This window comes from Desertimonas flava (assembly GCF_003426815.1).
Classification (GTDB): domain Bacteria; phylum Actinomycetota; class Acidimicrobiia; order Acidimicrobiales; family Ilumatobacteraceae; genus Desertimonas; species Desertimonas flava.
In genome coordinates this window covers 51,688-73,482 of the sequence record NZ_QKYK01000021.1, presented here as the reverse complement: position 1 = coordinate 73,482, position 21,795 = coordinate 51,688, and the positions used below count along the sequence as shown (strand labels likewise).

The window sequence follows — 21,795 nt, the reverse complement described above, 5'->3', positions numbered from 1 at the left end:
TCAGGCGGTGCTGGCGAGCGGGCGGGCCTCGCCCAGCAGCTCCGGCGGTGGCTCGGGCGCCCGCCCGCCGGTGCCCGGATACGCCGCGCCGCTCGGCGTGTAGCCGGGGCGCCGCCACGTGATCACGTGGGGGAGGAGCCCGTTGGGCAGCCACGGCTGCTCGTGGGCGGCGTCGTCGTTGTGGTACCAGCCCTTCTCCACCACGCCGAGGGCGGCGTCGATGACTCGGTACTGGACCCGCTTCGAGAACATCGGCTGCGACTCGGTGAACACGACGACGAGGTCGCCGGGCTCGTAGTTGCACCGTTCCTGCACGGCCTCGACGAGGCGTTCGTCGTGGCAGTGCCCGTCGCCGAAGTTCCAGCCCGTCAGCACGTTGCTCAGGAACTCGCCCTCGCGCAGCACGCGGGTGTCGATGTCGCCGCTGTGGCGCATGTGCAGCGTGATGTGCATGCGCCCCATCGGGTGCATCATGCGGAAGGCGATCGCCTTCTGGATGAACACCTCGGAGATCTCCTTGCCGAAGATCGGCTCGATCTGGTCGATCTGGTTGTCGGCCGCCTTCACCACCCGCTCGTTGATCCGGTCCTCCTTCTCCTTGTCGCGGAACGCCCAGGTGGTCGACGCCCAGTTGCCGGCGTACTGCTTGAGCCCGATGAGGAAGGACACGTACTGCGGCCAGATCGCGCCGAGCACGATGGGGAACAGGGCGAAGGCCACGACCCCGGCGAGCAGTGCCGGGTTCATGTCGCCCACGCCGAAGCCGTCGCCGGCCGGGAAGTTCCCGAACAGGAAGCCGGCGCAGAAGATGAAGAAGACGTTCCACTCCAGCGGGACGGCGAGCGGGATCGTCGAGATGATGAAGACATGAAGGGCCCAGATCGACCCGATCGCGATCCACGTCAGCCACGGCCACGGAGAGAACAGCAGCGTCAATGGCACCACGATCTCGCACGTGGTGCCCCCGACGTGGGCGAGGAAGTGGGTGAGGTTCGACGGCCTGATGTCGTTCGGGTAGTCGCGCACGCTCGCCATGCGCAGCTTGCGGAACCCGTTCCACGGTGAGTTCTGGAGCATCACGGCGACGGTGGCCGAGAAGCCGTGCTGGAGCTTCGACACGCCGGCGCCCATCCAGATGACGACGATGAAGATCTTGGCGGCGACCACCATGTCGACCCACGAGGGGAAGAAGGCGAAGGCCAGCATGGTTGGCACGTACTGCTCGGCGCGCGAGGCGAGGAACACGCACTTGTCGCGCAGTCCCATCAGCACGATCAGTCCGGCGTACACGGCGAAGGGCCAGCGCGGCATCACGCCCGCGGTGCCCTCGGGGAGGCCGTCGATCTGCTGGCCGGAGAGGAACAGCATCATGATCAGCCAGAACACGATGAGCTTGTAGAGCCCCGTGTCCCACGGAGTGCGGCGGTTGCCCTTGGTGAACGGGACGTGGTTCGGATACGGGGGGATGCGGATCGTGTCGTTCTGCCACCAGTACAACGACGCCCCGATCGGCGGGTCGAAGTGGAAGGCCATCGGTCCGCACGTTGCGGCGAAACCGAGGATCTCCATCAGGACGGTCCACACCATCAACTTCTGGTAGAGGATCGGCTCGTCCCACCACCCGCCGATGTCGTTGAACTCGAGGCCCTTGGTGAATGCTCCGGCGACGATCAACCCGAAAAGGGCGTAGAAGAAGATCTTCCACACGTAGAACATCGCCGTCTGCTTGGGCGTGCCGAACCCCGCCTCCACCCAGTGCAGCTGCAGCAGCTTCATGCGCGGGAGGAACGGGATCTTCGGGAACTCGTCGAGATCGACGGGCGGTAGATCAGCGGTGCGGTAACCCATGTGTGCAGTCCCCGTTTCGATTCGGTTCAGAACTTGCGGCCGCGGCGCAGGCGCTGCTGCCAGTCGCGGCGTTGCTGTTCGGCGTCCAGGTAGTGGTCGTCTTCGGAGGTGTGGCGTCGCGACACCTGCGTGCCGGTGAGGCGCCGTAGCTCGCGTTCACGGACGCGCTGGCGGGACCAGGCCTTGGTCTTGTCCTTGCGTCGCTTGCGCTCGATGTGGTCCTCCTCGCTTTCGGAGGTTCCACTCAGGTACGCCTCCTCGATCTCGTCGAGGCGTGTGAGTCCTTCGGTCGACGGCATCTCCATGCGGATCTGCCCCCGGGCCATCAGGTACATCCGGTCGCTGTAGCGCAGCGCCTTGCGGGCATGCTGTTCGATGATCAGGGCGCCGATTCCCTGCTCGGAGGCGGCCTTGCGCACGGCGCCGAGCAGGCGGTCGACGATCATCGGCGCCAGGCCGAGCGACAGCTCGTCGGCGAGGAGCAGCTGCGGGTTGCGGCTCAGCGCCCGGGCGAGGGCCACCATCTGCTGCTCGCCCCCGGACAGGAGTCCGCCGCGGACGTCGATGCGCTTCTCGAGCTCGGGGAACAGCTCGATCGCCTTGTCGACGTCGCCCCCGCCGATGCGCAGGTTGTCCCGCGTCGACATCTTGGTGAACACGAGCCGTTCCTCGGTGACCAGCCCGATGCCCGTGCGCACGCGTTGGTACATCGGGGTGAACGTCGGCACGTTGCTGAACATGACGATCCCGTCGACCGGTGCCAGCTCGCCGGCGATCGTGAGCAGGGTGGTGGTCTTGCCGGCGCCGTTGGGCCCGAGCAGGCACACCACCTCGCCGGGCCGCACGGTGAGGTTCACTCCCGACACCACCTCGCGTCCGAGGTAGCCGGCCTTCAGCTGGCGGGTCTCGAGCAGGTTCGGGGTGGACGTGATCGCGTACGGGCTCGCCGCGTCGATGGGGATGGCGCTCACACCGCTCCTCCTGCCACCGCGACCGACTCCGGTTCGGCGTCTGGCTCGTCGAGCTCGTCGCCGAGGTAGGCGGCGATGACCGCCGGGTCGTTGCGGACCTCCTGCGGGGTGCCCATGGCGATGCGCCGCCCGAAGTCGATCACCACGACGTCGTCGCAGAACCCCATCACGAAGTTCATGTCGTGCTCGACGACGAGGATCGCCATGCCCCAGTCGTCGGCCAGCCGCCGCACCACCTGGCCGAGCTCGCGGCTCTCGACCGAGCTCAGGCCGGCCGCCGGTTCGTCGAGCAGCAGCACGCTCGGGTGCATGGCCACGGCGCGGGCGATGGCGAGGAGGCGGCGCTTGCCGTACGACAGGTCGCTCACCTCACGGTGGAGGTCCTCGTCGAGCTCGAATGCCTGGATGGCCCGCACCACCTCGGGCTGGAACTTCGGGAGCTTCGGCCACACGAGATCGCGGAAGTAGGCGCCGACGTTCTGCGGGTCGGCGGCCACGCTGAGGTTCTCGAACACCGAGGTGTCCTCGAACAGCTCGAGCGACTGGAACGAGCGAGCCATGCCCGCACGGACACGGCGGGTCGGTCCGATCCACGAGACGTCGCGATCGCCGATGAGCACTCGTCCGCCCGAGGCGCGTGTGAAGCCGCTGAGGGCGTCGATCAGCGACGTCTTGCCGGCGCCGTTGGGGCCGATCAGCCCGGTGACCCGTCCCGGCTCGAGCGTGAAGCTCACCCGGTCGACGGCGATCACCGTCCCGTACCGGACGGACAGGTCCTCGACGACCAGCCGCTTCGGCGGTACGCGCTGGTCGTGGGTCTCGTCGACCGGCTCGGACACGTCCTCGAGCTTGATGAAGTAGGACTCGCCGAACTTCTTGGTGCGCTTGAGGTGGCGGAACGTCTTGACCCACTCGGACACCACGCCGTCGGGGTTGTAGAGGACGATGAGCAGGATGGCGATGCCGCTGATCAGCTGGATGTACTTGCCGACGCCGTCCCAGGTGGACTCCATCACCTCCTGGTTGAAGCCGGCCGTCGCCATCATCGAGCCGACGAAGGCGCCGAGGATGTGGCCGACGCCGCCGACCAGTGACAGGCCGGCGAAGTAGATGGACGTGAAGTTGGTGAACGACTGGTAGCTGATGGACGTGACGCGGAAGGCCAGCAGGATGCCGCCCAGCGCGGCGATGGCCGAGGCGAAGGCGAAGGCGAACAGCTTGGCCGACACGATGTTGATGCCGAGCGAGGCTGCGGCGCGCTCGTTCGTGCGCACCGCGATCAACCGGCGCCCGCTCCGGCCGCGGCGGACGTTGGCCACGGCGATCACGGTGATGAGCGCCATGGCGAGGACGAAGATGCCGTAGCGATCGGGATGCCGGATCGACCCGATGTCGTGGCCGAAGAGGCTCGGGCTGCCCACCTGGGTTCCTTGCACACCGCCGGTGAACTTGCGGTTGTTGAAGAGGATCAGCTCGATCGCCGTGCCGAGCCCGAGCGTGACGATCGCCAGGTTGATGCCCCGCGTTCGCACGGCGGGAAGGGCGAACACCAACCCGAGCGGCACCGCTCCGACGACGCCCAAGACGAGCCCGAGCAGGAAGGGGATGTCGTACACGGCGACGAGCCGGCCGGCGACGTAAGCGCCGAAGCCGGCCATCGCGTACTGGGCCAGCGACAGCTGCCCGGCATAGCCGGTGAGCACGACGATCGACAGCAGGATGATCGCCGCGCAGAGCGACACCGTGATCGCGTCGATCCACTTGTTCTCCTTCGTCAGGATCACGAACACGACGGCACCGGTGGCGAACAGCATCCAGTCCCACGAGAGCCGGCCGCTCCCGACGGTGGGCTTGCGCTGGAGGAAGTGGTCGCGCAGCGGGATCGAGCGGCCGCGGACGACCATCATCACGATGATGACGATGAACGGCAGCGACTGATCGACGCCCTGCTGGTCCCAGTAGCGCCCGACCAACGTCTGACCCATGCCGAGGACGTACGCCGCCGCCGTGGCGATGGGGAACGACTTGAAGTCGCCGACGAGGGCGGCGGCGAGGGCGGCCAGCACGAGGCTGGTCATCGCCGTCACCTGGAGCGTGATGATCGGGACGACGAGGATGCCGGCGACGCACGCCAGGCCCGAGCCGAGCGCCCAGTTGAGGACGGCCACCTTGTTGGGCGACACCCCGACGGCGGCGGCGAGGCGCTCGCTCTCGGCCACCGCCTCCGTCTCGATGCCGAATCGGCTGGAGCGGTAGAGCATCCACAGCAGCAGCGCCGAGACGCTGCCGATGGCGAGCAGGATCAGGCGATCGGCGGTGATGCTGACGTCGCCGTAGATGGTGACCCGGTGGGTGGGGAGCCAGCTCGGGACCTGTCGCGGCTGTGATCCGTAGCGGATCACCACGCCGGCCTGGACGAGGATCAGCACGCCGAGTGTGGCGAGGACCTGGACGAGCGTGGAGGCCCGTTTGCGCTGCAGCGGGCGCAGGATCACCCAGTGGGTGAGCACGCCGAGGAGGGCCGAGAGGGCCACGCCCAACGCCGACGAGAGGAGGAACGGGAGGCCGTGCTCGTGGTGCAGCTCGTACTGGAGGAACACGCCCGCGATCGCCGTCGCGCCGAGCGAGAAGTTGAGCACGCCGGTCCCGCGGAACACCACGATCGTCCCTTGCGCGGCGAAGGCGTAGAGCGAACCCACACCCAGTCCCAGCAAGGCGAACCTGATGACCTCGTCCATTGTCCCCCAGTCCCCGGCCGCATCGCCGAGCGAGCCGCACCTTAACGCGCGTTCAAGTCCGATGCGAGGTGGACGGGAGGCCCGCGCCTAGTGTTTGCGCCGACGGGCGCCACTGGGCCCCGGCAAACAGCGGGGAACCACAAGGGGGACTTCATGGCATCCATTCCTGCTCAACGCGGCCGACGTCACGGGAGGCGCGGCGCCGCCGCCCTCGTCGGGGCGGCCGGGCTCGCCTTCGTCGTGCCGGCCGCGGCGAACGCCGGTGGACAGCGCGCTGCCGGCACCGAGCCCAGCGGCGATCCGATCAAGGTGATGACGGTCACCACGCTCAACGCCAACGGCCCGACGTACGAGAACATCGCGATCACGGCCGAGCTGTTCGCCGACTACATCAACGCCCAGGGCGGCGTCGCCGGGCACCCGCTCGAGGTGACGGTCTGCGACGAGCAGTTCGATCCGGCGGTGGCGGCCACGTGCGCCCGCCAGGCCGTCGACGAGGGCATGGTGTCGGTCGTCGGCTCGTTCACGTACTTCGCCGAGTCGATCGTGCCGGTCATCGCCGCGTCCGACATCACGTGGTTCGGCGCCTGCTGCCCGATCTCGCCGTCCGAGCTCAGCGATCCCCACTCGTTCCCGATCGGCAACCAGCCGATGTACGCGGTGGGCGAGGTGAAGCGGGCCAACGAGGACGGCTGCGAGAACATCAACGCCGTGATCACCGAGGGTGCCGCGGCGATCTTCCAGACGCCGATGGAAAACGCCATGGCCGCGTACGGCAAGGAGTTCGGCGACATCATCCTCACGCCGGAGGTGTCACAGGACTACTCGGCCGAGGTCGCCAAGGCGATCTCGGGTGCCGATTGCGTCGTGACGGTGATGTCCGAGACGCCGTTCCTCACGTGGAACACGGCGTGGGCGCAGTCGGGCACGGAGATCCCGCAGTACGGCAACCAGGGCAACCTCAACGAGATCTCGGTGGTCGGTGCCGAGGAGGCCACCGACGGCGACATCATCGCCGGCATGTATCCCGACATCGCCACCGAGCCGTGGGACGAGTACCGCACGGCGCTCGAGGAGGCCGGTGTCGACCAGGAGGAGAACGACTTCAACAGCCTCGGCGGCATGGGTACGTGGGCGGCCTACACCGCGTTCACGCAGATCGCCGAGACGATCGAGGGCGACATCACGGCCCAGTCGTTCTACGAGGCGGCGAGCAACACGAGCGAGCTCGACCTCGGCGGCATGGTGCCCGTGCTCGACTTCACGCAGGAGTGGACCGACGGCCTGCCCGGCTACAACCGGCTGTTCAACCGCAGCGTGGTCTTCAGCGTGCTCGACAACGGTGAGGTGGTGCCGCTCACCCAGGAGTTCGAGGACGTCAGCGACCTCGCCATGGGGATCGCCCCCTCCTGACCGCGACGACGCTCGCACCTGACGGGTGGTGCCAGGCACCACCCGTCAGGTCGCGTCGCGGCGCTTGAAGGGCGACATCCGGCGCGGCGCCGATTTGGCGGCGCGGGTCGCCCGGTCGCGCAGGAGGCGGCGGAGCTCGCCGCGGTAGCGGCGGGCGACGGCGACGGCGGCGTCGAACAGCTCGCGCGGCACCCGGCCGGCAGTGGGGGTGAGGCGGCGGCGGAGGTCGGCGTCGTCGGCGACCGTCTCGGCGACGAGCGTCATTCCCTGGTGATGCAGCAGGGCCGCGATCACGAGTCCTTCGGTGACCTGACCGCCGATCGTCTCGGAGACGTCGGCGACCTGTCGGAGGATGGAGCCGCTGACGCCGAACGCACCGCCGACGAGCCCGAGCAACGTTCCGACGGTGCCGCCTCCGGACGTGAGGACCTCGCCGAGGGCGTCGGCGAGATCGTCGCTGATCGCTTCGTCGGCGAGGTCGGCCGCGTCGCCGGCGGCTTCGAGTCCGTACACCGCGGCGCGCACGGCGAGGTCGAGCTCGAGGCGGTCCTCGATGTCGAGGTAGGACGCCGCGGTGATGCCGGCGGCCGCACTCCGCGCGATGCGGAGGTACGTCCGGGCCGTCGGCTGCAACCCGAGGGTCGCCAGGGCGTCGAGCTGGATCTCCACCGATCCGGCGACGACGGCCGCGGCGTCGCCGACGCGGCTGCGCGCGGCGGCGACGGCGAGCCCGGTCGCCAGGCTGCGGGCGCCGATGCGCCCGCTGAGCTCGCCGGCGATCAGTTCGGCGACCACGGCGCGGTCCTCGATCGTCTGTGTGGGCACCGCGAGATCGGCCGCGATCGCCCCGGTTCGCCGCCACTCCGCCACCGTGTCTGCCCAACCGGGGGCGGTCAGCAACGCCGCCAGCCACTGCTCCCGATCGAGACCGGCCCGGGGTCCCCGCCCGAGCGGGCCGACACCGGGACCGAGCACGGCGGCGAGCCGCCGCCGATGCCGGCGCATCACCAGCCGCTGGGCGCCGAGGAGGGCGGCGGCGATCACCAGCACGATCACCGCCATGGCCGCGAGGGTGACCCAGTCGATCCCGTCCGAGGGAGGACTGCCGCCGAACGCCCGTCTCGCCCGATCGACGAGATCGAGCGCGGCGCTCGCTCCGACGAGCACCGCCACCACCGTGACGACCAGCCCGATCGCCGCCAGCACGTCGACGAGGACGGTGGCCGGCCGTCGGCGCGTGGCGAAGTTGCTCATCGGTGGTTACGACACCGCTCGTCCGGAGTCGCTCCAGTAGCGGGCGCGCACGGCCTTCTTGTCGGGCTTGCCGACCGCCGTGAGCGGGAGCTCGTCGACGTAGTCGATGGTCTTGGGGGCCTGTTGCGAGCCCTTGGCCTCCTTGACGAGGCGTTGCAGCTCGGAGGTCAGCTCGTCAGTCGGCTCGGTGCCGGGGGTGAGCACGACGACCGCCTTGACGGCCTCGCCCCACTTCGGGTCGGGCACGCCGATCACCATCACCATCGACACGGCGGGATGGGTGCTGATGACGTCTTCGACCTCGCGGGGGAAGACGTTGAAGCCGCCGGTGATCACCATGTCCTTCGTGCGGTCGACGATGTACAGGTAACCCTCGTCGTCGAACCGCCCGACGTCGCCGGTGTGCAGCCAGTCGCCGGACAGGGCCTCGGCCGTCTCGTCGGGTAGGTCCTTGTAGCCGTTCATCACGAGTGGGCCCCGCACGCAGATCTCGCCCGACTCGCCGGCGCCGACGGGCTGGTTCTGATCGTCCAGCAGGGCGACGTGCAGCCAGGGCACCGGCTTGCCGCACGATGCGAGGCGTTCTGGTCGAGCGAGATCGTGCTCGCCCTTCTTCAGGTGGGTGATCACCATCGGCGCCTCGGTCTGTCCGAAGAACTGGAAGAAGATCGGGCCCCAGTGCCGGATCGCCTCGGCCAACTTGGCCGGGCTCATCGGGGAGGCGCCGTAGAAGATCGTCTCCATCGACGACATGTCGACGGTGGCGTAGCGCGGATGGGCCTGCATCGCGTAGAGCATCACCGGCACGATCAACGTGCACGTGATGCGGTGCTGCTCGACGAGGTCGAAGAAGGCGTCCGGCGAGAACGACTCCATCACGTAGAAGCATCCGCCCGACACCAGCACCGGGGCCAGCAACGACAGAGCGGCGTGGGAGAGCGGGGTGGGGACGGCGATCCGCAACGGCGCCGGGAACTCCCATTCCGCCATCTGGATCCACGTCATCGCCTGCCAGACCCGCTGGGTCATCAGCACGCCCTTCGGGCGGCCGGTGGTGCCCCCCGTGTAGACGACGCTGCAGAGGTCTTCGAGGAACATGTCCGGGGGTTCCAACGGTGCCGGTGCGAACCCGTCGGCGAGGGCGAGGTAGTCGTGGCCGGAGTCGCTCGGTCCGAAGCCGAGCAACGTGAGCTGCGGGTGATGGGCCTGCAGTTCGGCGGCGCGCTCGGCGAAGTGGCGGGGGTCGAACACCAGGCAGTCGATCTCGGCGTCGCCGATCACGTAGCTGTGGTCGGCGAGCGAACCCATCGGGTGCAGGGGAGTGAGCACCACGCCGTTGACGAGCGACGCCATGGCGTTGACCAGCACCTCGGGCCGGTTCTTCGACAGGATGGCGAGCCGGGCCCCAGGAGCGACGCCGACCGAGCGTTGGGCCTGGACGAACTGGCTGGTGCGATCCAGCACGTCGCGGTACGACCAGGTGCCGCCGGGCGTGTGGATGCAGGGCGCATCACCGTGCGCGGCGAGGTGATGGGCGACGAGGTGAGGCAGGAGAGGCTGCTCGTGGAGGATCGATGGCATGTCGTCCTACACGATCTGCACGGTGATGATCAGGGCGATCAACCCGGCAGTGAGGACGATCATGGCGACGGCGGCGAGCCCGTCGCGGGCGACCGACCGCTGGGCGGCCGGATCGGGCTCAGGTGGTGTGACATCCTGATCCTTGAGCTGATAGGGCATGGTCTCGCTTCCCCCTGGCCGCGGCGATCGACCGCGTCGGCGCGTCAACTTAGTGGACGTTAAGGTCGCAGTACATGCCGGAGTCCCCACCGCCCCCCAGCAAGCGACGCCGGATTCGTCTCGGCGCCGTGTCCCGGCCGGCCGGACAGGCCGAAGTCCCGAAGCGAGCAGGGGTCACCCGGCGGGAGGAGTTGTTGGACATCGCGGCCGAACTGCTCGCCGAGCGGAGCTTCGCGAGCGTCACCGTCGACGACCTGGGCGCCGCTGCCGGCATCTCCGGGCCGGCGTTGTACCACCACTTCGACAGCAAGGAAGCGCTGCTCGGCGAGATGCTGGTGGACATCAGCCAGCACCTCTTCGACGGCGGGCGCGGGTTGCGCGACACGTCGCCGCCGGAGCGATTGCTCGACGACCTGATCGAGATGCACGTCGACTTCGCCGTCGACCACCGGGCGTTGATCTCGGTCCACTTCCGTGACCTTCTCCAGGCCAGCGCGACCGATCAACGCCGCGTGCGCGTGCTGCAGCGCCAGTACGTGGAGATCTGGGTCGACGCGCTGTTGGTTCGCAAGCCGACCCTCACCGCAGCGATCGCGCGGCCGGCGGTCCACGGCGTGCTCGGTCTCATCAACTCCACGCCGTTCAGTCCTCGCGCCCGCCGCGGTGACATGGTCGCCCTGCTGCGAACGATGGCTGCGGCATCGTTCGCCGCGGTCGGAGTCACCGACGCGCCGATCGCGTGACGGCCGGTGCGTCGAGCGTGAAACCGGTCTGGGATCATGTCGCCGTGTCGATGCTCGCCCCGTATCGCGTCCTCGATCTGACCGATGCCCGTGCCGAGCTGGCGACGCACGTGTTCGCCGGGCTCGGCGCCGACGTCGTCAAGGTCGAGCAGCCCGGCGGCTCGCCGTCGCGTCACGAGGGCCTGCTCGTGCCGGGCGAACCGGACGGCCTGGCCAGCCTCCGGTTCCACGCCTTCAACCGGGGCAAGCGCAGCGTGGTCCTCGATCTCGACGACGACGCCGGGCGGGCGGACTTCCTCCGTCTCGTCGCGAGCGCCGACATCGTCGTCGAGAACGCCGGGCCCGGGGTGCTCGACGCCACAGGGCTCGGTTTCGATGCGCTGCGAGCCGCCAATCCCGGCATCGTGCACGTGGCGATCTCGCCGTTCGGGCAGACCGGTCCCTATGCCGATCACCAGGCGACCGATCTGACGCTCTCCGCGATGGGCGGCTCGATGGCCCTCAACGGCGATTCCGATCGTCGCCCGGTGCGGATCACGGTGCCGCAGACGTGGCTCCACGCCTCGGCCGAGAGCGTGGTCGGCGCGCTCGTCGCGCTCGAGCGCCGACGCCGCACCGGCGAGGCGCAGTTCGTCGACGTCTCCGTGCAGGCAGCGGTGTTCTGGACCGGACTGCAGGCGATGATCGCCCACGCCATCGACGGCAAGGACATCGAACGCAACGGCACCGTGCTGCAGCTCAGCACGATGGTGACGCCGCTGGTCTATCCCTGCGCCGACGGTGAGGTCTGCATCATCGCCACCGGAGAAACGGTCCGAGGGCTGCTGGACTGGATGGTGTCCAGCGGAGCGGTGACCGAGGAGTGGGTCGACGCCGAGGACTGGACGACGTGGGACGTGCGCGTCTTGACGGGTGAGCCGCTCGTCCACACTCCTGAAGACGTGCGCGCGGCGATCACCGGCTTCACGCTCCGCCACACCAAGACCGAGCTCTTCGACGGCGGCATCGAACGGAGCGTGACGCTGGCGCCCGTCAACACGGTGTCGGACGTGCTCGGCCTGACGCAGCTCGCCGAGCGCGACTACTGGGTGGACGTCGACCTCCCGAGCGGTCGCCGCCTGCGGGCTCCGGGACCGTTCGTCAAGACGTCGGCGACGCCGATCGCCTGGTCGCGTCCGGCTCCAGCCGTCGGCCAGCACACGAGCGAGGTGCTCGACTCGATCACGCCCGCGCCTGCGACGACCGGCCACGTCGAGGTGCGCGCCGACGAGCGCGACCGCCTGCCCCTCGCCGGGGTCAAGGTCGCCGACTTCTCGTGGATCGGGGTCGGGCCGATCACGGCGAAGGCGCTCGCCGACCACGGGGCGACCGTCGTCCACGTCGAGAGCGACAAGCCAGCCGATCGGCTGCGCCTCGTCGGGCCGTTCAAGGACGGCATCGCCGGCGTGAACCGGTGCCAGTTCTTCGGCAGCTTCAACACCTCGAAGTTGTCCCTGCAGCTCGATCTCAAGCACCCGAGCGGTCAGGACGTCGCCAAGCGGCTGCTGTCGTGGTGCGACATCGCACTCGACTCGTTCCGCGCCGGCACGATGGACCAGCTCGGGCTCGGTTACAGCGCCGCCCGTCAGCTCAACCCCGGGATCATCATGGCGACGACGTGCCTGCTCGGCCAGTACGGCCCCGCCGCCCAGCTCGCCGGCTACGGCTATCACGCCGCCGCGTTCAGTGGCTTCCACGAGATCACCGGCTGGGCGGACCGGCCGCCGGGCGGCCCGTTCAACGCTTACACCGACACCGTGTCGCCGCGGTTCTTGACGTCGGCCTTGCTCGCCGCGCTCGACCACCGCCGGCGCACCGGTGAGGGCCAGTTCATCGACCAGGCACAGATGGAGTCGTCATTGCACTTCATCGCCCCCGAGCTGATGGACGTGCAGGTGTCAGGCAGGAGTGCACGGCGGTCCGGTAACACCGATCCGGATCGCTTCCCCCACGACTCGTACCCGTGCGCCGGTCACGACGAGTGGATCGCCATCGCCGTCGAGAGCGCCGACCAGTGGGACGCTCTGCGTGAGGCGATGGGAGACCCCGCCTGGGCCCGTGATCCCGAACTGGCCGCGCTCGAGGGTCGACGCGCTCGCGCCGAGGAGATCGACCGCGAGATCGGCGCGTTCACGATCCTCCACGAGCCGCGTGAGCTGATGGACCTGCTGCAGGCGGTGGGGGTCCCGGCCGGGATGGTGCAGCGGTCGAGCGACCACCTGCGCGATCCGCAGCTCGCCCACCGCTCGTTCTTCCGGCATCTCGAGCACCCGGAGATGGGTGTCGTGCCCTACGAGGGGCACCAGTTCAAGGTCGCCGGCTACGACAACGGACCGCGGATGCCGGCCCCGTGCCTCGGCGAGCACACCTTCGAGGTCCTCACCGAGGTCCTCGGGATGACGGACGACGAAGCCGCCGAGATCCTGGTGAGCGGCGCCTGCGGCTGACGGCAGACCCGGCCACGCCCACCCGGGTCTCGTGGCTCAGAAGACGGGCACGTCGGGCTCACCGCCGGCGATGACGGCACCGGCGGCGCCGAACGTGTCGGGCCGGACGAGGAAGTGTTGGCGGAGCGTCTGGATGTCACGGAGCCGGCGCTGCAGCGGGTGATCGGCGTAGATCGCCCCGCCGCCCGCGGCCCGATGGGCGGCGTCCACCGCTGCCTCCGCCCGTTCCACGATCCACGCCGAGGCGGCGCGGAGGCGGCCCCGCTCGTCGAGTGTGGCTGTCCGTCGGTCCGTGGCGGCCGCCCACGTGGTGGCCGCGGCGGTCTGCAGCAGGAGTCGGGCGGCGCGCAGCTCGGTGTCGATGCGGGCGATCGTGTCGAGGAACCTGGGGTTGGTGGCGAGCGGGCCGTGGGCGAGCAGCGGCGTCTTCGTCGGCGCGAGCGTCACGACGTCGTCGAGCGCCCCCTGGCCGATGCCCAGGGCGACGCCGGCGATGCAGAGGGCGAGCGCGGCGGGGATCGGCAGACGTGTGACCGGGGCGTTGATGCAGGGCGGGTCGTGGAACGGGACGACCGTGCGCTCGGCCGGCACGACGGCGTCGTCGACGTGGATGTGGTGGCTGCCCGTGCCGCGGAGTCCGGCGACGTGCCAGGTGTCCTCGATCGTCATCTGGTCCGGCGTCAGCACGGCGATGCGGAACTGCGGCTCGTCGCCGTTGGTGTGTTCCAAGCAGTTGACGTACAGCCAGGTGGCGTGCTCACAGCCGCTGGCGAAGCTCCACCGGCCGGTCACGCGGTACGCGTCGCCGTCCCGCGTGATGGAGCCGGTCGGGTTGAAGACGCCGGCGGCGATCGTGCCCTGCTCGTGCGTGAACAGGGCATCGAACGACGGCTTGGGGAGCCCGACGAGATCGAGCCAGGCGGCCGAGCCGATCAGCACCGTCCAGGCGGTCGACGCGTCGGCGCGGGCGAGCGTCTCGTACAGCGACAGGGCCGCCGGCAGGTCGGCGCCGAGTCCTCCGTAGCTCGCCGGGAGCAGGATGCGGAAGCATCCGGCGCCCCGTACTGCGGCGAGAACCTCGGGCGGCAGTCGCCGTGCGGCCTCGATCTCGGTCGCGTGCTCCTGCAGCATCGGGCGAAGCTGCTCGGCGGCGTCGAGGACGTCGATGACCGGCGTCATGGCCGCAACATGGGCGCTTCGGCAGCGTGCCGGGCGCTCAGCCGATCGGCGTCGGCGGCGCTCGGTGGGGAGATGACGTTCGGACGGGACATGCGGAACCTCCTCGGGCGACGTGGTGACGTGTGATCCACGTATGCACGCCGCTGGCGTCGCCGCATCGCCTGGATGCGCCATCGGCGGGCGCAGACGTCATGGTCAATTCGGACCACGAGTGCCGACGAGCCCGTGTTCGTAGGCGTAGGCCGTGGCGGCCGCCCGCGACGAGATGCCGAGCTTGGTGAAGATGTTCTGGAGGTGGCGGGCGACCGTGTGCTCGCTGATGCCGAGCGATGCGGCGATCTGCCGGTTGGTTCCGCCCGAGGCGACGAGCCGGAGCACCTCGCACTCCCGCCGCGACAGGACGTCGGCGCTCGCATCCGGCTCGCGCTGCTCCTTCCGGGCCCGGACGAGCTCGGGGGTTGCGCCGAGCTCCTCGAGCGTCTCGATGGCGGCATCGAGTTCGGCAGTCCCGGCGTCCCCGTCGCCGAGCGCCCGGTACGCCGCGGCGATCTGCAGTCGCGCCCGGGCCACTTCGTGGCGGAGATCGAGCCGGCGGGCCTGCTCCCGCGCGTCGACGAGCGTGGCGAGGGCGACGCGGGTGTCGCCCTCCATCAGCTGGACGCGTCCCGCGGCCAGCGACGCGGCGGCACGCAGCATGGGGGCGTCGGCATCCGTGGCCAGTTCGCCGAGCTCCGTGGCGGCCTGGCGTGCGCTCGGCCTGTCGCCCGCTTCGACGAACACGTCCACGGCGGCGGCCAACACCGCCGGTCGATGGGCGCTCGACCGGGTCCGGTCGAGCATCTGGCCGGTGACCGCGACGGCGTCGTCCAGCCGTCCCTGGGCGAGCCGGAGCAGGGCGAGGCCGGGATCCGGGTCGAAGCCGAGCGTTGCCGCTGTGCGGTAGTCGATCTCTGCGTCGTCGAGCTCGCCCCGCACGCGGTGCAACTCGCCACGCTGGTAGGTCGCCACGGCCAGCGCCGGGTGGACGGGGTCGGCGAGGAGCCGGCAGGCGCGGTCGGCCTCGTCGACCGCGTCGCGCCAGCGGCCGCGGGCCTGGAGGACCTGCGATCGGTGGACGAGGCACTGGCCGCGGAACGGCACGAGGTCGGGCTGCGTGGCGCACCAGCGACGGAGTGCTTCGGTCCACTCCGCAGCGCGCCGGAGGTCGTAGGCGTGCATGCAGCCCTCGATGACGGCGCAATACACGATCCCGGCGGTGATCGGCGAGACGTCGTCGGCGCCGAGGGCCACCATCACCTCGTCGAACAGCCGGGCGCCGGCAGCCACGTCGCCCGCGGCGATGGCGGCCTCGCCGCTCGTGAGCAGCCCGAACGCCATCACGTCGCCGTCGGCGGTCTGGCGGCCGATGGCGACGATCTCACGTGCGGCGCTGTCAGCGCGCGTGGCGTCACCCGCCTCCAGTGCAGCCAGCACGTCGACGACGAGGGCGAGACCGCGCGCCGGGCACGGCCGGCCGAGCTCGTCGATCATCCGCTCCGAGCGCGCCAGCCAGCCGTTGCCGACCGTGACGTCACCCCGCAGGAGATGGGTGAGCGCCAGCCAACACGCACATCGGGCCGCCCGATCGAGGTCGCCGTTCTCCAACCACGCCCGGTGCGCGGCCTCCCAGGCGCCGGTGCTCTCGGCGTCCCGTCCGAGCAGGTAGGCGGCGACCGCCAGCAGCTCCAGGTCGGCGGCCGCGAGCTGGCGACCGGCGAGCGCGGAGTAGGTGACGGACCACTCGCGGCGGGCGAACGCGGCGCGGCCGGTGTCGAGCCCCACGGCCATGTCACCATTCTCGCCGGTTCGGCCGGGGTCTGTGACCAGCTGGCCGCCGGTGCTCCTCAGCTCCCGTCGATCGGGGGCGCGGTCGAGGCGCGCACCTGGATCGCTGGATGGAACACCGATCCGGGGACGGTGCGCCCGGTGCGCGCGATCAGCTGAAGGGCGAGGCTTCCGGCGGCCTCGCCGACCTCGGCGCCGGGGTAGGCGACCGACGTGAGCGGGGGGTCCACCTGGTCGATCGTCGGTGAGTCGTTGTAGCCGACGAGCGAGATGTCGTGGGGACACGAGAGGCCCCGCGAGCGGAACTCGGCCAAGGCGCCGAGGGCCATCAGGTCGTTGTGGGCGAAGACGGCGGTCGGGTGGTCGGTGGCCTGGTCGAGGAGCGCTCGCGCCAGCCGTTCACCCTCGTCGCGGCTCGGGACGGTGCCGAAGTCGGCGCCGCTCACCAACTCGACCCCGGCGTCGCGGCACGCGTCACGGAAGCCCTCGTGGCGGGCCGTGAAGTTGCCGATGTCCATCGGGCCGCGGAGCTCGGCGAGGCGGGTGTGGCCGAGCTCGATGAGGTGACGGGCCGCCAGCGCGCCGCCGGCGCGGTCGTCGTGGAGCACGTGGGGGAGCGGACTGCCCGGCAGGCCCCGGACGGCGACGACCACCGGGGTGACCGTCGACGCGGCCTCGAGTACCCGGCGGTCGCCGAACCGCGCGCCGGCGACGATGATCGCGTCCACCCGCCGGCTGAGGAGGTGGTTCACACCCCACGCCAGGCGCTCCGAGTCGTCCTGGGTCTCGAAGATGAGCGGCAGCATCTGTTCGGCGGCGAGGGCGCGGGCGATGCCGTGGATGACCGGGGCGATGAAGGGGTTGGCGAGGTCGCCGACGACCACGCCAACGGTGGCCGTCGCCCGTCGCCGGAGCGAGCCGGCGACGTGGTCGCCGCGGTAGCCCAGGTGTTGCGCAGCGGCGCGAACCCGATCGACCGTCGCCGCGTTCACGAGGTGGGCCTTGGCGGGATCGAGGGCGCGCGACACCGTGGAGGCGTTCACGCCGAGGTGCTCGGCGACATCCTTGAGGGTCACGTCGGCGATGGTGACCCGCCTTCATCGCCTGCCGGCTCTCCCGCCGCCTGGCGGAGGTGGACGGCGACCGCACCCATGTCGGCGGGGCCCATGCCGGCCGCCGCCGCGGCGCGCATCGCCTCGCGGTTGGCCGCCACCTGTGGCAGCGGGGCGCCGACCTCGGCGCCGAGGGCGAGCACGAGGTCGAGGTCCTTGATGGCGAGGTCGATCGTGAACGTGACGGGCGCCGACTCGGGCTGCTCGAACACGGCGCGGCGGTAGTGCACCACGGGAGCGGCGACCGCTGACGAGGCGAACACGTCGTAGGCCACGGAGCGTTCGATGCCCGAACGTTCGGCCAGCACCAGCGATTCGGCGATGGCCTGATTGATGGCGAACAGCACGGAGTTGACGGCCAGCTTCATCGCCGCGCCGGCGCCGGGTCCCCCGACCGTGACCACCCGGTCGGAGATGCCCTGGAGGACCGGGAGGGCGATCTCGAGCGGCGCCTCGTCGCCGGCCGCCATGACCAGCAGCTGACGGCTCTCGGCCGCGGCGACGCTCCCCGACACGGGAGCCTCGACGAGGTGCGCTCCGACGGTACGCAACAGGTCCCGGGCCTGCCGGGTGGCGTCGCTGCCGGACGTGCCCATGTCGACGACGACATCTCCCGGCGTGAGGCCCGCCGCCAGTCCGTCGTCGCCGTCGATCAGGCCGAGCAGAGCCTGACCGTCGGCGACCATCGTGACGACCACCGAGCAGTCATCGGCCAGCTCCCGAGGCGAGGCGGCGGCGGTGGCTCCGGTGGCCGAGGCGAAGGCCTCGGCGACCGAGTGCGTGCGGTTGTAGACCGTCAGCGGGCCGGTACCGGCCAGTTGGCGTGCCATCGGGTGGCCCATGCGGCCGAGCCCGGCGAAGCCGACATGGTGCGTCGTGCGCATACGTCCCCCTGTGAGCGTGCAATCGATTGTAGCGAGGCGAAGGCGACAGAGCCAGCACTCGCGCCCCGTTGGCCCCACGGAGCGGAGGCTTTTCGGCGAGTTTCTTGCATTCGATTGCACGGATGTGTATCAATGATTCCTGAGCCGGTCGCGGGGGTGACCGACGGACGGGTCGAGCAACCCAGGGGGCGAGGCGATGATCGAACGACGCCGCGTGGCGACGGACTGACGGCTGACGATGGCCATCCGTACCTTCGGGCCGAACAACGTCGACTGGGAGGTCCGCGTCGACATGGAGCGCCTGCGGACCGGGCGCCTGGACCGCCTGCGGGCCAGTCTCGACGCGTCCGAGCTCGGCGCCCTGTTGTGCTTCGACTTCGCCAACATCCGCTACGCCACGTCGACCCACATCGGGACGTGGGCCATCGACAAGCTGATCCGCTTCGCCCTGATCCCTCGGGGCGGCGAGCCGATCGTGTGGGACTTCGGCTCGGCGGCGCGGCACCACCAGCTCTACAACCCGTGGCTCGGCCACGCCCATGACGAGAGCCACGCCCACGCGGGCGCACCGGGCGAGGGGTGCCGGGCGCACGGCTCGCGGCCCGGCCTGTCGACGCTGCGCGGCGCCATCCCACCCGGGGCCGGGCTCGCCGACGACGTGGCCACCAAGGTCTACGACGTGCTCGCCGAGCACGGCCTCGAGAACGAGCCGCTCGGCGTCGACATCGTCGAGATGCCCGTCCTCACTGCCCTCGCCGGCCGGGGCATCCGTGTCGTCGACGGTCAGCAGGTCTTCCTCGAGGCCCGCCGCATCAAGACGGCCGAGGAGATCCTCCTGCTCACGCACGCCTGCTCGATGGTCGACGCCGCGTACGAGGAGCTGTACCGGCACCTCCGACCCGGGGTGCGCGAGAACGAGTGCGTCGGGCTCGTCTCCAAGACGCTGCTCGACCTCGGGTCCGAGTACGTCGAGGGGGTCAACGCCATCTCGGGCGAGCGCTGTTCGCCCCATCCGCACGTGTACTCCGACCGCATCATCCGGCCCGGTGATCCGGCGTTCTTCGACATCCTCCACAGCTACAACGGCTACCGCACGTGCTACTACCGCACGTTCCAGGTGGGCAGCGCGTCGGTCGCCCAGCGTGACGCCTACAAGCGCTGCCGCGAGTACATCGACCGGGCGATCGCTCTGGTTCGGCCGGGAGCGACCACCGCCGACATCTGTGCGGTGTGGCCGGCGGCCACCGAGTTCGGATTCGCCGACGAGATGGCGGCGTTCGCCCTGCAGTACGGCCACGGCGTGGGCTTGTCGATCTGGGAGCGGCCGATCTTCAGTCGGATGATCTCGTTCGACCATCCCGAGGTGCTCGAGGAGGGAATGGTGTTCGCCCTCGAGACCTACTGGCCGGCGGCCGACGGCTGGTCGGCCTCGCGCATCGAGGAGGAGGTGGTCGTCACCGCCGACGGCTGCGAGGTGATCACCCGCTTCCCCGCCGAGGAACTGCTCGTGTGCGGCACTCGGTACTGGACGTTCGACGGACCCCTGTCGACACTCCGCGAGTCGCAGTCGCACCTCAACACGGCGGAAGGGCAGGGGGCCCGATGACCGCCGTGCTCCCCGAACCGTTCGATCCGGCGATCGACGACGCGGCGATCGATCTCGACGTGCGGCTCCAGCTCTACCGCTGCCAGCAGACGATCCGCCAGCTCGAGAAGCGCCTGCACGACCTCTTCCTCCAGAACCTCGTGAAGGGGACGAGCCACCTGGCGACGGGGATGGAGGCGACGGCCGCAGCGTTCGGCGCCGCCCTCCGGCCCGACGACTACACGTTCGCCACCTACCGCGGCCACGGTCACACGGTGGCGCGCGGGGTCCCGCTGGGCCCCATCGTCGCCGAGATGCTCGGCCGGGGAAGCGGCCTGCTCGGGGGCAAGGGCGGGTCGATGCACCTCACCAGCGTCGAGCACGGGATGATGGGCAGCTACGCGATCGTGGGCGCCCACCTGTGCATCGCCAACGGCGCCGCGTGGTCGGCGGCGTTGCGCGGCACCGACCAGGTGGCGGTGGCGTTCTTCGGCGACGGGGCCACCAACATCGGGGCCTTCCACGAGGCGCTCAACTTCGCCGTGGTCTACAACCTGCCGACCATCTTCGTGTGCGAGAACAACCTCTACATGGAGTACACCGCCATCAGCGCGGTCACCTCGGTGGAACACCCGGCCGCCGGTCGGGCACCGGCGTACGGGCTCGACCCGGTCGTCGTCGACGGCAACGACGCCGACGCCGTGTACCTGGCAGCCGTGGCCGCCATCGACCGGGCCCGGTCGGGCGGTGGGCCTTCGCTGATCGAGTCGATGACCTACCGGCACGGCGGCCACAGTCGGGCCGACCCCGGCACCTATCGCCCCGACGACGAGGTGGCCGCGTGGCTCTCGCACGACCCGATCCCGATGTACCACCAGCGTCTGTTGCGCCTCGGGGTGTCGGAGGAAGAGCTCGCTGGGATCGCCACGGCCGTCGCGGCCGAGGTCGACGCCGCCACGGAGGCCGCGAAGGCGGCGCCGCCGCCCGACCCGGCCGAGCTGTACACCAACGTGTGGGCGGACGGGGGGTGGCGGTGGCGGAGCTGACGTATCGAGAGGCCGTCGCCCGGGGCATCGCCCAGGAGATGCGCCGCGATCCCACCGTCGTCTTCCTCGGCGAGGACGTCGCCGGGGCGGGCGGTGTGTTCAAGACGACCAGCGGGCTGCTCGACGAGTTCGGGCCGCGGCGAGTGGTCGACACCCCGATCTCGGAACAGGCGATCCTCGGCGCGGCGATGGGCGCGGCGATGACGGGCATGCGCCCGATCGCCGAGATCATGTTCGCCGACTTCTTCGCCGTGTGCTGGGACATGGTCGCCAACGAGATCGCCAAGGCCCGGTACATGACCAACGGTCAGGTGGACTGCCCGCTGGTGATCCGGTCCGGCGGTGGGGGATCGGTGCGCTTCGGCGCTCAGCACTCCCAGAGCGTCGAGAACTGGGCGATGGCGGTGCCGGGCATCAAGGTGGTCGCACCGTCGACCCCCGCCGACGTCATCGGGCTGATGGCCGCGGCGGTCAGAGACCCCGACCCCGTGCTCTTCTTCGAGCACAAGGGCCTCTACGCCTCGAAGGCGGACGTGCCCGACGGCGACATCGTCGACGAGCTCGGCACGGCCAAGGTGCGTCGCGACGGCGGTGACTGCACCATCGTGGCGCTCGGCATGATGGCGACTCGTGCCCTCGCGGCGGCGGAGCGGCTCGCCGAGGAGGGGATCGCCGCCACCGTCATCGACCTGCGGAGCCTCGTCCCGCTCGACATGGCCACGGTGCTGTCGTCGGTAACCGCCACCGGACGGCTCTTCACGGTGGAGGAGAACCCCCAGGCGTGCGGCTGGGGCGCCGAGGTGGCATCGATCGCCGCCGACGAGGCGTTCTGGGACCTCGACGGCCCGATCGTGCGGATCACCACGCCACACCTGCCGTTACCGGCGGCGGGCGACCTCGAGGACCTGGCGATCCCGTCCGTCGAGCGCATCGTCGCCACGATCCGCGAGTCGCTGGGCTGAGGCTGGGCGC

16 protein-coding genes are annotated in these 21,795 nt (G+C 70.3%); 6 read left to right on the top strand and 10 right to left on the bottom strand.

Annotation, left to right across the window (positions count from 1 at the left end; genetic code table 11):
* From DN771_RS20430 to DN771_RS20420, 3 genes are read right to left on the bottom strand one after another with little or no spacing between them, the layout of a single operon-like run.
* Complete coding sequence (locus DN771_RS20430; protein WP_116999410.1) at positions 1-1,848, bottom strand: DUF3556 domain-containing protein; 1,848 nt, start codon at positions 1,846-1,848, stop codon at positions 1-3.
* Positions 1,849-1,874: 26 nt separating this feature from the next.
* Complete coding sequence (locus tag DN771_RS20425; RefSeq protein ID WP_205528678.1) at positions 1,875-2,819, bottom strand: ABC transporter ATP-binding protein; 945 nt, start codon at positions 2,817-2,819, stop codon at positions 1,875-1,877.
* Positions 2,816-5,557: a branched-chain amino acid ABC transporter permease/ATP-binding protein gene (locus DN771_RS20420; protein ID WP_116999408.1), complete on the bottom strand. Its 2,742-nt coding sequence runs from the start codon at positions 5,555-5,557 to the stop codon at positions 2,816-2,818. Before DN771_RS20420 ends, DN771_RS20425 begins: the two co-directional genes overlap by 4 nt.
* A 153-nt stretch (positions 5,558-5,710) precedes the next feature.
* Here DN771_RS20420 and DN771_RS20415 point away from each other — a divergent pair, with 153 nt between their 5' ends.
* Positions 5,711-6,970 carry an ABC transporter substrate-binding protein gene (locus DN771_RS20415; protein WP_116999407.1) on the top strand — a complete coding sequence of 420 codons (1,260 nt, stop codon included), beginning with the start codon at positions 5,711-5,713 and terminating at the stop codon, positions 6,968-6,970.
* A gap of 45 nt (positions 6,971-7,015) precedes the next feature.
* Here DN771_RS20415 and DN771_RS20410 read toward each other — a convergent pair whose 3' ends face one another.
* The 3 genes from DN771_RS20410 to DN771_RS29705 are packed head-to-tail and all read right to left on the bottom strand — an operon-like array spanning position 7,016 to position 9,964.
* A complete protein-coding gene (locus DN771_RS20410) occupies positions 7,016-8,224 on the bottom strand; it encodes a hypothetical protein (RefSeq protein ID WP_116999406.1) in 1,209 nt (402 codons plus the stop codon).
* A gap of 6 nt (positions 8,225-8,230) precedes the next feature.
* A complete protein-coding gene (locus DN771_RS20405; protein ID WP_116999405.1) occupies positions 8,231-9,805 on the bottom strand; it encodes an AMP-binding protein in 1,575 nt (524 codons plus the stop codon).
* A gap of 6 nt (positions 9,806-9,811) precedes the next feature.
* Positions 9,812-9,964: a hypothetical protein gene (locus tag DN771_RS29705; protein ID WP_162942190.1), complete on the bottom strand. Its 153-nt coding sequence runs from the start codon at positions 9,962-9,964 to the stop codon at positions 9,812-9,814.
* A 74-nt stretch (positions 9,965-10,038) separates the two neighbouring features.
* Between DN771_RS29705 and DN771_RS20400 the strand changes: the two genes are divergently transcribed.
* The gene (locus DN771_RS20400; protein ID WP_116999404.1) at positions 10,039-10,707 is read left to right on the top strand and encodes a TetR/AcrR family transcriptional regulator; all 669 of its coding nucleotides are present in this window, start codon (positions 10,039-10,041) and stop codon (positions 10,705-10,707) included.
* 17 nt (positions 10,708-10,724) lie between these two features.
* Entirely contained in the window at positions 10,725-13,193 is a 2,469-nt protein-coding gene (locus tag DN771_RS20395; RefSeq protein WP_162942189.1) for a CaiB/BaiF CoA transferase family protein, read from the top strand.
* Between the two features lie 36 nt (positions 13,194-13,229).
* Here the strand turns inward: DN771_RS20395 and DN771_RS20390 are convergent, their stop codons facing one another.
* The 4 genes from DN771_RS20390 to DN771_RS20375 form a co-directional block, all read right to left on the bottom strand.
* Positions 13,230-14,372: an acyl-CoA dehydrogenase family protein gene (locus tag DN771_RS20390; protein WP_162942188.1), complete on the bottom strand. Its 1,143-nt coding sequence runs from the start codon at positions 14,370-14,372 to the stop codon at positions 13,230-13,232.
* 195 nt (positions 14,373-14,567) lie between these two features.
* Entirely contained in the window at positions 14,568-16,199 is a 1,632-nt protein-coding gene (locus DN771_RS30520; protein ID WP_116999401.1) for a helix-turn-helix transcriptional regulator, read from the bottom strand.
* A gap of 56 nt (positions 16,200-16,255) precedes the next feature.
* Positions 16,256-17,272, bottom strand: coding sequence for a LacI family DNA-binding transcriptional regulator (locus DN771_RS20380; RefSeq protein WP_116999400.1), 1,017 nt, complete (start codon positions 17,270-17,272; stop codon positions 16,256-16,258).
* Positions 17,269-18,192 carry an NAD(P)-dependent oxidoreductase gene (locus tag DN771_RS20375; RefSeq protein ID WP_116999399.1) on the bottom strand — a complete coding sequence of 308 codons (924 nt, stop codon included), beginning with the start codon at positions 18,190-18,192 and terminating at the stop codon, positions 17,269-17,271. The genes DN771_RS20380 and DN771_RS20375 overlap by 4 nt, the downstream gene beginning before the upstream one ends.
* A gap of 238 nt (positions 18,193-18,430) precedes the next feature.
* Here DN771_RS20375 and DN771_RS20370 point away from each other — a divergent pair, with 238 nt between their 5' ends.
* From DN771_RS20370 to DN771_RS20360, 3 genes are read left to right on the top strand one after another with little or no spacing between them, the layout of a single operon-like run.
* A complete protein-coding gene (locus DN771_RS20370; RefSeq protein WP_116999398.1) occupies positions 18,431-19,798 on the top strand; it encodes a M24 family metallopeptidase in 1,368 nt (455 codons plus the stop codon).
* Positions 19,795-20,823 (top strand): thiamine pyrophosphate-dependent dehydrogenase E1 component subunit alpha, encoded by a 1,029-nt coding sequence (locus DN771_RS20365; protein ID WP_116999397.1) that lies wholly within the window; start codon positions 19,795-19,797, stop codon positions 20,821-20,823. Before DN771_RS20370 ends, DN771_RS20365 begins: the two co-directional genes overlap by 4 nt.
* Positions 20,811-21,785, top strand: a complete 975-nt coding sequence (locus tag DN771_RS20360; RefSeq protein WP_116999439.1) for an alpha-ketoacid dehydrogenase subunit beta — start codon at positions 20,811-20,813, stop codon at positions 21,783-21,785. The genes DN771_RS20365 and DN771_RS20360 overlap by 13 nt, the downstream gene beginning before the upstream one ends.
* Positions 21,786-21,795: the final 10 nt, after the last annotated feature.

Excerpts from the sequence above, each read along its gene's own strand:
- DN771_RS20430 (WP_116999410.1), bottom strand. The coding sequence starts at position 1,848 with ATGGGTTACCGCACCGCTGATCTACCGCCCGTCGATCTCGACGAGTTC.
- DN771_RS20420 (WP_116999408.1), bottom strand. The coding sequence starts at position 5,557 with ATGGACGAGGTCATCAGGTTCGCCTTGCTGGGACTGGGTGTGGGTTCG.
- DN771_RS20415 (WP_116999407.1), top strand. The coding sequence starts at position 5,711 with ATGGCATCCATTCCTGCTCAACGCGGCCGACGTCACGGGAGGCGCGGC.
- DN771_RS20410 (WP_116999406.1), bottom strand. The coding sequence starts at position 8,224 with ATGAGCAACTTCGCCACGCGCCGACGGCCGGCCACCGTCCTCGTCGAC.
- DN771_RS20405 (WP_116999405.1), bottom strand. The coding sequence starts at position 9,805 with ATGCCATCGATCCTCCACGAGCAGCCTCTCCTGCCTCACCTCGTCGCC.
- DN771_RS29705 (WP_162942190.1), bottom strand. The coding sequence starts at position 9,964 with ATGCCCTATCAGCTCAAGGATCAGGATGTCACACCACCTGAGCCCGAT.
- DN771_RS20400 (WP_116999404.1), top strand. The coding sequence starts at position 10,039 with ATGCCGGAGTCCCCACCGCCCCCCAGCAAGCGACGCCGGATTCGTCTC.
- DN771_RS20390 (WP_162942188.1), bottom strand. The coding sequence starts at position 14,372 with ATGACGCCGGTCATCGACGTCCTCGACGCCGCCGAGCAGCTTCGCCCG.
- DN771_RS30520 (WP_116999401.1), bottom strand. The coding sequence starts at position 16,199 with ATGGCCGTGGGGCTCGACACCGGCCGCGCCGCGTTCGCCCGCCGCGAG.
- DN771_RS20375 (WP_116999399.1), bottom strand. The coding sequence starts at position 18,192 with ATGCGCACGACGCACCATGTCGGCTTCGCCGGGCTCGGCCGCATGGGC.
- DN771_RS20370 (WP_116999398.1), top strand. The coding sequence starts at position 18,431 with ATGGCCATCCGTACCTTCGGGCCGAACAACGTCGACTGGGAGGTCCGC.
- DN771_RS20365 (WP_116999397.1), top strand. The coding sequence starts at position 19,795 with ATGACCGCCGTGCTCCCCGAACCGTTCGATCCGGCGATCGACGACGCG.